10 protein-coding genes are annotated in these 12097 nt (G+C 73.7%); 7 read left to right on the plus strand and 3 right to left on the minus strand.

Annotation, left to right across the window (positions count from 1 at the left end):
- Window positions 1-343 precede the first annotated feature (343 nt).
- Window positions 344-844 carry a hypothetical protein gene (locus J116_RS24270; protein ID WP_023589669.1) on the minus strand — a complete coding sequence of 167 codons (501 nt, stop codon included), beginning with the start codon at window positions 842-844 and terminating at the stop codon, window positions 344-346.
- Window positions 845-1135: 291 nt separating this feature from the next.
- On the opposite strand from J116_RS24270, the gene fmt reads away from it, so the two are divergent.
- From fmt to J116_RS24300, 6 genes are all read left to right on the plus strand, one after another.
- Window positions 1136-2068: a methionyl-tRNA formyltransferase gene (gene fmt / locus J116_RS24275; RefSeq protein WP_023589670.1), complete on the plus strand. Its 933-nt coding sequence runs from the start codon at window positions 1136-1138 to the stop codon at window positions 2066-2068.
- A 259-nt stretch (window positions 2069-2327) separates the two neighbouring features.
- The gene (locus J116_RS24280; RefSeq protein ID WP_023589671.1) at window positions 2328-3764 is read left to right on the plus strand and encodes an RsmB/NOP family class I SAM-dependent RNA methyltransferase; all 1437 of its coding nucleotides are present in this window, start codon (window positions 2328-2330) and stop codon (window positions 3762-3764) included.
- A 155-nt stretch (window positions 3765-3919) separates the two neighbouring features.
- On the plus strand, window positions 3920-4603 hold the full coding sequence (gene rpe, locus J116_RS24285; protein WP_023589672.1) for a ribulose-phosphate 3-epimerase: 684 nt from the start codon (window positions 3920-3922) through the stop codon (window positions 4601-4603).
- 85 nt (window positions 4604-4688) lie between these two features.
- Window positions 4689-5735 (plus strand): sugar-binding transcriptional regulator, encoded by a 1047-nt coding sequence (locus J116_RS24290; RefSeq protein WP_079147940.1) that lies wholly within the window; start codon window positions 4689-4691, stop codon window positions 5733-5735.
- Between the two features lie 166 nt (window positions 5736-5901).
- Window positions 5902-7344 carry a GuaB1 family IMP dehydrogenase-related protein gene (locus J116_RS24295; protein WP_023589674.1) on the plus strand — a complete coding sequence of 481 codons (1443 nt, stop codon included), beginning with the start codon at window positions 5902-5904 and terminating at the stop codon, window positions 7342-7344.
- A gap of 198 nt (window positions 7345-7542) precedes the next feature.
- Window positions 7543-8394: an RNA polymerase sigma factor SigF gene (locus J116_RS24300; protein ID WP_023589675.1), complete on the plus strand. Its 852-nt coding sequence runs from the start codon at window positions 7543-7545 to the stop codon at window positions 8392-8394.
- A gap of 219 nt (window positions 8395-8613) precedes the next feature.
- On the opposite strand, the gene J116_RS24305 is transcribed toward J116_RS24300, so the two are convergent.
- A complete protein-coding gene (locus J116_RS24305) occupies window positions 8614-9093 on the minus strand; it encodes an ATP-binding protein (protein WP_023589676.1) in 480 nt (159 codons plus the stop codon).
- Window positions 9094-9238: 145 nt separating this feature from the next.
- Window positions 9239-10267, minus strand: coding sequence for a GDSL-type esterase/lipase family protein (locus tag J116_RS24310; protein ID WP_023589677.1), 1029 nt, complete (start codon window positions 10265-10267; stop codon window positions 9239-9241).
- Between the two features lie 355 nt (window positions 10268-10622).
- Here J116_RS24310 and J116_RS24315 point away from each other — a divergent pair, with 355 nt between their 5' ends.
- Complete coding sequence (locus J116_RS24315; RefSeq protein ID WP_023589678.1) at window positions 10623-12095, plus strand: amino acid permease; 1473 nt, start codon at window positions 10623-10625, stop codon at window positions 12093-12095.
- Window positions 12096-12097: the final 2 nt, after the last annotated feature.

A 12097-nucleotide genomic window follows, 5' to 3' on the forward strand; every position in this document is an offset into this window, starting at 1 on the left:
CTGCCCCCCGGCCGGGCCGTCGCCGGCCCTGGGGGAGGAGCGGGGCCCGCTCCCCGGCCGGGCCGTCGCTGCCGCTGGGGGAGGTGCGGGGCGCCCTCTCGTACGGGCTTCCGCCTCTGCCGCGCGCCCTGGCGCCCGGCCGGTTCCGGCGCCACAACGGGCCCCGGGCCCGGGCGCGCGGTCCGGACCCGCCCCGGCCCGTGCCGCGTTGCCGAGGGCCGCGCCCGGACCCGCCCCGGCCGCACCCGAGCCGGTCGAAGCCCGGGCGCCCCGGTCACGCCCGGACCCGAGCCGACCCGGCCCCGGCCTTGTCCGGGAACGAGTCGGGCCGCCAGGTGGCGGGTCAGCCGTTGCGGGGGGAGGGGAAGGGGGCCGGGCGGGGGTCGTCCCGGTGGGGCGGCTGGTCACGTACCGCCTGCGCCGTCGGCTGCGGCGGCATCGAACGCGCCGCCGGGACCGACGCCGTCGGGCGCTCCGCCGCCGACTGCTGGGCCGCCGCGCGGCGCGCCCCGTACCGGCGGTGCACGGCCTGCTTCGTGACGCCCAGCGCCGAGCCGACGGCGTCCCACGAGAAGCCCAGCGAACGGTCGAAGTCCACCGCGGCGGTGACCAGCGTCTCGACGCTGTCCCGCAGTTCCTGCGCGAGGCGGACGGTGGGCGCCGGGGCCCTGCCGTAGACGACGAAGCCCGTCGAGGGGCCGGAGCGACGCGGGCGGTAGACGTTGCCCAGCTGGGCGGTGAGCGTGCGCAGAGCGTCCACCTGCCGGCGGACCCGCTCGATGTCCCGCACCAACAGGTGCAGGCTTGCCCGGGCTTGGGCGTCATGGGTTGCGTGGTCGGCCATTGACAAGCCTCTCGAACCGGCGTTGAAAGGGGGCGGGCCGCATCCGAGGGCGGCCCGATTCGGTCAATCTCCTTTGACAACGCGCCACCCGGCGCCGGGGTCACGCGACAGGGGCGTATCCGCATATGCGCGAGGCGCGCGGATACGCGTACGCCCCCTCGGACGCCTGCCCCTAGACTGGTGCGCTGCCCGACCGCCCCCTGGACCGCACCGGCAGGGACTCGCCCGCCGCGACTCCGGCGCGTCCGGCGCGCACCCTGCGCATCCGACGAACAAGCGAGGTAACACGGAGTGAAGCTCGTCTTCGCAGGCACCCCCGAGGTCGCCGTCCCCGCCCTGGACGCCCTGCTCGCCTCCGGGCGGCACGAGGTGGCGGCCGTCGTCACACGGCCGGACGCCCCGGCCGGGCGGGGGCGCCGCCTGGTCGCGAGCCCCGTCGCCGAGCGGGCCGCCGAGGCGGGCATCGAGGTGCTGAAGCCCGCGAAGCCGCGCGACGAGGAGTTCCTCGCCCGGCTCCGCGAGATCGCGCCGGACTGCTGCCCCGTCGTCGCGTACGGGGCGCTCCTGCCGAAGGTCGCGCTGGACATCCCGGTCCACGGCTGGGTGAACCTGCACTTCTCGCTGCTGCCCGCGTGGCGCGGCGCCGCGCCCGTGCAGCACGCGCTGATGGCCGGGGACGAGATGACCGGCGCGTCCACGTTCCAGATCGAGGAGGGCCTCGACTCGGGGCCCGTCTACGGCGTCGTCACGGAGGCGATCCGGCCCACCGACACGAGCGGCGACCTGCTGACCCGGCTCGCCTTCGCGGGCGCCGGGCTGCTGGCGGCCACGATGGACGGCATCGAGGACGGCACGCTCAAGGCGGTGCCGCAGCCCGCCGAGGGCGTCACCCTCGCCCCGAAGATCACCGTCGAGGACGCCCGCGTGGACTTCAGCGCGCCCGCGCTCCGTGTGGACCGGGTCGTGCGCGGTTGCACGCCCTCGCCCGGCGCGTGGACCGTGTTCCGCGGCGAGCGCCTGAAGCTGGTCCAGGCGGTGCCGGTGCCGGACCGTACGGACCTGGCGCCGGGCGAGCTGTCGGCGGGGAAGAACAACGTCTACGTCGGTACCGGCTCCCACGCGGTGGAGCTGGTGTGGGTGCAGGCCCAGGGCAAGAAGCCCATGCGCGCGGCCGACTGGGCCCGAGGCGTCCGCATCGCCCCCGGCGAGCACCTCGGCGCCTGACGAGCGGGCTTCTTCCCGCTCGGCCGCCGGGCGCGGGTGCCCACGCGCGGTCGGGAAGGTCCGCGTCGGGAAGGTCCGCGTCGGGCCGGTACGCGGCGCTCACGACACCGGCGTGGAGCCCGGCACCCACTGAGGCCAGGCGCGAGGCCCGCCGAGGTCACCCGCGCGACGCCCGGTGGGGCCGTCCGGCGCGGGGCGGCCTCCTCGGGGCGGGGGACTACCCTTGGGGGGTTGGAACCATCGCGAAGCGGAGCACCTTTTGAGCGAGCAAGGCCGTCGCCGTCCCTCCAAGCCGTACCGGCGTCCCCAGAAGGACCCGGTGCGCATGCTGGCCTTCGAGGCGCTGCGCGCCGTGGACGAGCGGGACGCGTACGCGAACCTCGTCCTGCCGCCGCTGCTGAAGAAGGCCCGCGAGAAGGACGGCTTCGACGCACGGGACGCCGCCCTCGCGACGGAGCTCGTGTACGGCACGCTGCGCCGGCAGGGCACGTACGACGCGATCGTCGCCGCCTGCGTGGACCGGCCGCTGCGCGAGGTGGACCCGCCGGTACTCGACGTGCTCGCGCTCGGCGCGCACCAGCTGCTCGGCACCCGCATCCCCACCCACGCCGCCGTGTCCGCCAGCGTCGAGCTGGCGCGCGTCGTGCTCGGCGACGGGCGGGCCAAGTTCGTCAACGCCGTCCTGCGCCGCGTCGCCCAGCACGACCTGGACGGCTGGCTGGAGAAGGTCGCGCCGCCCTACGACGAGGACCCCGAGGACCACCTCGCCGTCGTGCACTCGCACCCCCGCTGGATCGTCTCCGCCCTGTGGGACGCCCTCGGCGGCGGCCGCGCGGGCATCGAGGACCTCCTGGAGGCCGACAACGAGCGGCCCGAGGTCACCCTCGTCGCCCGCCCCGGCCGCGCCACCCCCGACGAGCTGCTGGACGTCCTGGACGAGGGCGCCGGGCAGCCCGGCCGCTGGTCGCCCTACGCCGTGCGGCTCCCGGAGGGCGGCGAGCCGGGCGCGCTCGACGCCGTCCGGGAAGGCCGCGCGGGCGTCCAGGACGAGGGCAGCCAGCTCGTCGCCATCGCCCTGGCGAACGTTCCCCTCGACGGCCCCGACACCCGCTGGCTCGACGGCTGCGCGGGCCCCGGCGGCAAGGCCGCCCTGCTCGGCGCCCTCGCGGCCCGGCGCGGCGCCGCCCTGCTCGCCGCCGAGAAGCAGCCCCACCGCGCCCGCCTCGTCCAGCGCGCCCTCGCCGGGAACCCCGGCCCGTACGAGGTGATCACCGCCGACGGCACCCGTCCGCCGTGGCGCCCCGGCTCGTTCGACCGCGTCCTCGTCGACGTGCCCTGCTCCGGTCTCGGCGCCCTGCGCCGCCGGCCCGAGGCGCGCTGGCGCCGCCGCCCCGAGGACCTGGACGGCTTCGCGCCGCTGCAGCGCGCCCTGCTCGCCGAGGCGCTGAAGGCCGTACGGGTCGGCGGCGTCGTCGGGTACGCGACCTGCTCGCCGCACCTCGCCGAGACCCGCGCCGTCGTGGACGACGTGCTCAAGGGGCGCGGGGGAGCGCAGGACGTGCACGCCGAGTGGATCGACGCGCGCCCCTTGATGCCCGGCGTGCCCGCGCTCGGCGAGGGACCGGACGTCCAGCTCTGGCCCCATCTGCACGGCACCGACGCCATGTACCTGGCGCTGCTGCGCCGCACCGCCTGACCCGGCGGACAGGCGCGGAGGCGGCCGACCGACCGTATGGACGGGATCGAGCCTCCAGGGGTTTGCGGGGATTCGGGCGGACTGTTCCGGCCCCGGCGCGACCCAGCCGGGGGATCGGGGCGAGGAAGGGCCGCGCGGCATGGCAGGCTTGGCACATGGCCCAGATCAACCCCAGCATCCTGTCCGCCGACTTCGCCCGCCTCGCCGACGAGGCCCGGGCCGTCGAGGGCGCCGACTGGCTCCACGTGGACGTCATGGACAACCACTTCGTGCCCAACCTCACCCTGGGCGTGCCCGTCGTCGAGTCGCTCAGCCGGGCGACCGACACCCCGCTGGACTGCCACCTCATGATCGAGGACCCCGACCGCTGGGCCCCGCAGTACGTGGAGGCGGGTGCCGGTTCGGTCACCTTCCACGTGGAGGCCGCCGCCGCGCCCGTACGGCTGGCGCGGGAGATCCGGGCCAAGGGCGCACGCGCCTCCATGGCGCTCAAGCCCGCCACGCCCATCGAGCCGTACGAGGACCTGCTGCCCGAGCTGGACATGCTGCTGATCATGACGGTCGAGCCGGGCTTCGGCGGACAGGCCTTCCTCGACATCATGCTCCCGAAGATCCGCCGCACCCGTGAGCTGATCTCCAAGCACGGTCTCGAACTGTGGCTCCAGGTCGACGGCGGGGTCTCCGAGGCCACCATCGAGCGCTGCGCCGAGGCCGGAGCGGACGTGTTCGTCGCCGGTTCCGCGGTGTACGGCGCCGACGACCCGGCCGGGGCCGTACGGGCCCTGCGCGAGCGGGCCGACCGCGCCACCGCCGCCGCGGGCTGGGCGTGCGGACACTGAGCCACCGGTGGGTCACCGGCAGATGAACGCAAACCAACAGGACTGATCGAGGGTCGCCGGATCTGCAAGGATGGCGATCCGGAGCATGAACAGCAGTGAGGAGAACGCGGTGTCTGCAATGTCGGCGGGACGTCCAGCCCTGCGGATGGGACCCGCGGAGCTGGTGCAGGCGGCGGCCATGGCCCGTCGCTTCTATCTCGAGGGCAAGTCCAAGATCCAGATCGCCGAGGAGTTCGGCGTCAGCCGCTTCAAGGTCGCCCGCGTCCTGGAGACGGCCCTGGAGAGGGACCTCGTACGGATCGAGATCCGCGTACCGGCGGAGCTGGACGCGGAGCGCTCCGACGCCCTGCGTGCCCGCTACGGTCTGCGCCACGCCGTCGTCGTCGAATCCCCCGCCGAGGGCGAGGACGAGTCGCCCGACCCGGAGAACCTGGGCGAGGTCGCGGCCGACCTGCTCGGCGAGCTGGTGACCGAGGGCGACGTCCTCGGCCTGGCGTGGGGCCGGTCCACCATCCACATGGCCGCCGCCCTCGACCGGCTGCCCCCGTGCACGGTCGTCCAGCTGACCGGCGTGTACGACGCGGGGACCGCCGAGCGCGGTTCGGTCGAAGCCGTGCGCCGCGCCGCCCAGGTCTCCGGCGGCGAGGCCCACCCCATCTACGCGCCGATGCTGCTGCCCGACCCGGCGACCGCCGCCGCGCTGCGCAACCAGACCGGCATCGCCCGCGCCTTCGAGTACTTCGACAAGGTCACCGTCGCCGCGGTGTCCATCGGCTCGTGGGAGCCGGGCATCTCCACCGTCCACGACATGCTCAGCGACGAGGAGCGCGCCCACTACGCGTCCCTCGGTGTCGCCGCCGAGATGTCCGCCCACCTCTTCGATTCCGACGGCCGCCGCGTCGGGCGCGACCTCGGCGAGCGGTGCATCACGGTGGAGGCCGACCGGCTGCGCCGCATCCCGGAGGTCGTCGCCATCGCGGGCGGCTCCCGCAAGGCCGCCGCCATCGGAGCCGTACTCCGCTCCGGTCTGGTCACCAGCCTGGTCACGGACACGTCCGCCGCGGACTACCTGCTGACCGAGTCGCAGCCGGGCCCGCGTCCCGCCCTGGAGCGCTTCGACCCGGACAACTGAGCACCCCCGGCACCCCTCGTTGGAGGAACCTCCTAGGTCACCCGCTGTGACCTGGAGGTTCCGCCCGGGGGTCGAACACGCGTCGGCATGGGACAATGAAGTACGTGCGTTTTCCCCCGGCTGAGATGCCCGGGGGCCAACTCCGAACGACTGGGATGTTCAGCACGTGCGTTTCCTCAATGACCTGAAGCCGCCGTACGACCTCACGTACGACGATGTGTTCATGGTGCCTAGCCGCTCGGCCGTGGGCTCCCGCCAGGGCGTCGACCTCACCGCCCCCGACGGCACCGGGACCACCATCCCGCTGGTCGTGGCGAACATGACCGCCATCGCCGGCCGCCGCATGGCCGAGACGGTCGCCCGCCGCGGCGGCCTGGTGGTCATCCCCCAGGACATCCCGATCGACGTCGTCACCGACGTCGTCTCCTGGGTCAAGAGCCGCCACCACGTCCTCGACACGCCGATCGTCCTCGACCCGGCCCAGACCGTCGCGGACGCGCTGTCGCTGCTCTCCAAGCGGGCGCACAACGCAGGTGTCGTCGTGGACGCCGACCACAAGCCCGTCGGCGTGGTCACGGACCGCGACCTGACCGGCGTGGACCGCTTCACGCAGCTGTCCGAGGTCATGTCGCGGGACCTGCTGCTCCTCGACGCGGACATCGACCCCATCGAGGCGTTCAACACCCTCGACCACCACAACCGCCGCTACGCCCCCGCCGTGGACGGCGAAGGGCGGCTCGCGGGCATCCTCACCCGCAAGGGCGCCCTGCGCGCCACGCTGTACACGCCCGCCGTGGACGACCGCGGCCGACTGCGGATCGCCGCCGCCGTCGGCATCAACGGCGACGTGGCGGGCAAGGCCAAGCAGCTCCTCGACGCCGGTGTGGACACGCTCGTCATCGACACGGCCCACGGCCACCAGGAGTCGATGATCGACGCGATCCGCGTGGTCCGCGGCCTCGACCCGCAGGTCCCGATCGTCGCGGGCAACATCGTCGCCGCCGAGGGTGTCCGCGACCTCATCGAGGCCGGCGCGGACATCATCAAGGTCGGCGTCGGCCCCGGCGCCATGTGCACCACGCGGATGATGACCGGTGTGGGCCGCCCGCAGTTCTCCGCCGTCCTGGAGTGCGCCGCCGAGGCGAAGAAGTACGGCAAGCACGTCTGGGCCGACGGCGGCGTCCGCCACCCGCGCGACGTGGCCATGGCCCTCGCCGCGGGCGCGTCCAACGTGATGATCGGCTCCTGGTTCGCCGGGACGTACGAGTCCCCCGGCGACCTCCAGCAGGACGCCGACGGCCGCCTGTACAAGGAGTCGTTCGGCATGGCCTCCGCCCGCGCCGTGCGCAACCGCACCAGCGAGGAGTCCGCGTACGACCGGGCCCGCAAGGCGCTGTTCGAGGAGGGCATCTCCACCTCGCGGATGTATCTCGACCCGGCCCGCCCCGGCGTCGAGGACCTGATCGACTCGATCATCGCCGGTGTCCGTTCCTCCTGCACCTACGCGGGGGCCGCCTCGCTGGAGGAGTTCGCCGAGAAGGCCGTCGTCGGCGTGCAGAGCGCCGCCGGTTACGCCGAGGGCAAGCCGCTCCACTCCAGCTGGAGCTGACCTCCCCCGACGAGCCGTTCCCGCCGCGCCCGCGCGCCGGGGGCGGCTCGTCCCGTACCCCGGCCCGCGGACTCGCTGTCCGGCGCCGTCCGGCACACGGAGGACCGCCCGCCGTAAAGCCGGGAGAAAAAGAGAGGCGTGTTCCGTGCGACCGGGGGTATACGCGCCTCGGCAATGTCGAGACGAAGGGAGGGCAACGTGTCCACGGCGACCACGACCCCGACGGAGACGACGGCACCCGCGACCCCACTGCCGCGGGTCCCCGACCCCACCGAGGTCGCACCCCAGGACGCCAAGGAGCTCTCGAAGCAGTTCTTCGCGCGCCTCGCGGTCCTGGAAGAGGGGACCGAGGAGTACCAGTACGTCCGCAACACGCTGATCGAACTGAACCTTTCCCTGGTCAAGTACGCGGCCACCCGCTTCCGCAGCCGCTCCGACCAGATGGAGGACATCGTCCAGGTCGGCACCATCGGGCTGATCAAGGCCATCGACCGGTTCGAGCTGAGCCGCGAGGTCGAGTTCGCGACCTTCGCCATGCCCTGCGTGATCGGCGAGATCAAGCGCTTCTTCCGGGACACGAGCTGGTCCGTGCACGTGCCGCGGCGGCTCCAGGAGCTGCGCATCGACATCGCCCGCGCCACCGACGAACTCTTCCAGGAGCTGGACCGGTCCCCGACGGCGGCGGAGCTGGCCGCGCACCTCGGCATCGGCGAGGACGAGGTGATCGAGGGCCTGGTGGCGGCCAACGGGTACACGGCAGCGTCGCTGGACATGCCGCTCGACGAGTCGGGGGAGCCCGCGTCGGCGACCCTCGCGGACCTCATCGGCGAGGAGGACCGCGACATGCAGCTCACCGAGAACATCCAGGCGCTCAAGCCGCTCGTGGAGCAGTTGGACGACCGGGACAAGGCGATCCTGCGGATGCGGTTCGCCGAGGAGATGACCCAGGCGGAGATCGGGGAACGGCTCGGTGTGTCGCAGATGCACGTCTCCCGGCTCCTCGCCCGGATGACGAAGCGGATGCGCGAGGGAATGCTCAGCGAGAGCTGACCCGGGACCGACGGCTGACGGCGACCGGTGACCTGACCCGGGTCGGCCCGGACGTTGCGGGAGGCCCAGCCGGACACGGCGGTAGCTCGCCTGGAGCCGGAGCTGCTGGATCCGGATCGGTGAGCCGGGAGCGGGGAGCCGCGCCCGGGACGGCAGAAGGGTCGCGGACGGACGCCCGGAGCACGCCCTGTGGACCATGCCGGGGCGGGACGAGCAGTCCTACCCGGCATGGTCCACAAGTCGCGGCCCCGGCTCCGTGTACGGCCCGGACCCCGTCGCACCGGCGCGCACCGCGCTCCGGGCCGGCCGCTCCTGGGACCGTGCCTCCCGGTGGCGGTCGGCGGGCATCCACCACTCCGCCCGCACGGTCTTGCCCGACGGCCCCGGGGACACGTCCACCCGGTCGGCCAGCTGCTCCACCAGCCGCCAGCCGAAGCCTCCGCCGCCCGCGAAGTCGGGCTGCCGCGCCGTCGGCAGGGCGGGACTCGCGTCGTCCACCTCCAGCGTCAGCCGCTGTTCCTGGGCGCGCAGGCGCAGGCGCCACTCGCCCCCGGTGTGGTGCAGGACGTTCGCCAGCAGCTCGGTCACGACCAGGCGTACGGCGTTCAGGTCGGCCCAGGGGCAGCGATCGGCGACGAAGCCGGTCACGCTCTCCCTGACCTCGGCGCTGTCGACGGTACGTGAGTCCAGTACAAGCACGGTCGCCTCCTTCCCCGCCTCGCGTACCCGCTCACCCCCCACTTCACTACCGCCGACGCCCGCCGCGCCCCGCGGGGACCCGCCCTGTCGCCCGGACGGCGTACGGCGCCCGTCCCCAGGGTGTCGGGCGGCTGCCGTACGTCCCCTACGGCTGCGGCAGCCCCAGCACGCGTACGGCGTCCGCCACCGCCGCCCCGAGGCGCGCGTGGCCCGTGTCGTTGGGGTGCAGGCCGTCCCAGAGGTGCTCCGGGCGCAGCAGCGGGCGGCCGGGCAGCAGGGCCAGTCGTGTGTCGCCCGCCGCGCGCAGATCCCGTACGGCCTCCTCCATCGCCGCCCGCAGCTCCGCCAGCGTGGCGCCCAGGCCGTTCGGCGCGTCCTCCGCGTCCGGGCGGCGCAGCGGCGACACGACCAGCAGCGGCGTGTCGGGGTGGCCGTCGCGGACCGTGGCGACGAAGGCGCGCGTCAGCTCGTACAGGGCGGGCGGGGCCGTCGGGACCGGGCCCCAGCAGTTCGTGCCGAACGCGAGCGTGATCAACGAGGCGTCCAGACCGGCCAGTTGCCGGGCGACGGGCAGCTCGCCGCGCCCCGTGCCCGCGTAGCCGAGGTTCACCGGGTCCAGGCCGAGCGCGCGTCCGGCGACGGCGGGCCAGGCGTGCGCGGGGCGCGTCGCCCACCAGCCCTCGGTGATCGAGTCCCCGTACACGAGCCAGCGTGGGCGGCGTGGCGCCGGGGCCACCGCGCCGCCCACCCCGCGCAGGCCCAGCACCACCGGTGCCGACACCTCCGGCAGGTACACCGTGAACACCGCGCCCGGCGGCGCGGAGGGTGGCAGCGTCAGCGCCACCGTCGCCTCCTCGGCGGTCGGCGCTCGGTACGCCTCCCCGGCACACCGCCCGTCGCGCCACAGCCCGAAGCAGTGCGCCGGTACGGGCGGCCCGGCGCCGTCCGGTCCCGGCACCCGCGCCCGGTAGCGGACCTCCACGGCGCGCGTCCCCGGCGACGCGGTCAGCTCCAGCCGTACGCCGACCGGCAGCGAAGCCCGCTCCACCAGCTCCCACGGCAGCACGCCCACCACCGACGGATCGGCCCGCACCGGCCGCCGCCCGTCCCACCACGCCACCCCGCGCAGGAAGGGCTCCGGGTCCTGCCACTCGTCGCCGCCCGCCCGCTCCATCCGGCCCCCGTCCCACGCCGTGTCCGATGCCCCTTCGGCACCCTCGCGCACCCTCTGTGCCCGCCATGGCTCTTTCCCCCGCCGAATGCCCCAATGTGTCGATTCATGCGGCAGCGCGCAATGTTTCCCCGTGCGGGCTCGAAGTGCGCAATGATCATCCGCCGGTGCGCAACAACACTGCATTTCGGAATGCGAACTTCTCCCCGTAGGCTCAGGGCCCGTACCTGGAGTGGCGGTGACCGCCGGCTCGGCGGTCACCCCTCCCCCGTGGGTTCTTCTGTGGGCCTCTCGCTGCCCGCTCGCCGCCGCCGGTCACCGCCGTACCCCCGACCGCAGCGATGAAGGAGCCCCCGCAGTGCTCGATCAAGGCGCAGCCCCACCGGCCACCGAGCCCTCTGCCCCGAAGACCGCCGGACCCTCCGCGCTCTCCGCCCTCGCCCGTCGCAAGCCGGTGGAAGACCTGGTCGCGGAGGGTGGTCAGGGTGAGGGCGGCTCGCTCCGCCGCTCGCTGTCCATGTGGCAGCTGACCATGATCAGCATCGGTGCCACGCTGGGCACCGGCATCTTCGTCGTCCTCGGCGAGGCCGTTCCCCTGGCGGGGCCTGCCGTCACCCTCGCGTTCGTCTTCGCGGGCCTGACGGCGCTGTTCTCGGCGCTCTCCTACGCGGAGCTGGCCGGTACGATCCCGGTCGCGGGCTCCTCGTACTCGTACGCGTACGCAACGATGGGCGAACTCGTCGCCTGGGTCTGCGGCTGGTGTCTGCTCCTGGAGTACGGCGTCTCCGTGGCCGCCGTGGCCGTCGGCTGGGGCGACTACCTCAACGAGCTGCTCAACGGCACCATCGGCGTCACCCTCCCCGACGCGCTCTCCGCGCCCCCCGGTGAGGGCGGCATATTCAACCTGCCCGCGCTGATCGTCGTCGTCCTCGCGATGCTCTTCCTGCTGGGCGGCGCCAAGGAGTCCGCGCGCGCCAACACGATCATGGTCGTGGTGAAGATCGCCGCGCTGGTCCTCTTCTGCGCCATCGGCTTCCTGGGCTTCTCGTCGGGCAACTACTCCGACTTCATGCCGCTCGGCGTGTCCAGCGTCGGCGCCGCCGGAGCGATCCTCTTCTTCTCGTACATCGGCTTCGACGCCGCGTCCACGGCCGGTGAGGAGGCCGAGAACCCCAAGCGTGACCTGCCCCGCGCGATCATGCTGTCGCTGGTCATCGTCACCGCCCTGTACGTCCTCGTCGCCGCCGTCGCCGTCGGCGCCTGGGACTGGAAGAAGTTCGAGGGCTCCGAGGCCACGCTCGCCGCGATCATGAACGATGTGACCGGCCAGAGCTTCTGGGGCACGCTCCTCGCCGCCGGCGCGGTCATCTCCATCGCCAGCGTCGTCCTCACCGTGCTCTACGGCCAGACGCGCATCCTCTTCGCGATGTCCCGCGACGGCCTCGTGCCGAAGGTCTTCGCCAAGGTGGAGCCGAAGAGCGGCACGCCCCGCAACAACACCCTGCTCGTCTCGCTGTTCTGCGGCGTCCTCGCCGCGGCCGTCCCGCTCGGCGAGCTGGTCAACGCCACCAGCATCGGTACGCTCTTCGCGTTCGCGCTGGTCAACGTCGCGGTCGTCGTCCTGCGCGTCAAGCGCCCGGAGCTGGAGCGCAGCTTCAAGGTGCCGTTCGGTCCGCTGTTCCCGATCCTCGGCTTCCTGTTCTGCGGCTACAGCATGTACAGCCTCGACATGGTCACCTGGGTCGTCTTCGGACTCTGGATGGCCGCGGGCCTCGTGTTCTACTTCCTGTACGGCATGCGCCGCTCCCGTCTGGCCACAGCAGAGAAGTGATC

The sequence above is a fragment of the Streptomyces thermolilacinus SPC6 genome, from assembly GCF_000478605.2.
Taxonomy (GTDB): Bacteria; Actinomycetota; Actinomycetes; order Streptomycetales; family Streptomycetaceae; genus Streptomyces; species Streptomyces thermolilacinus.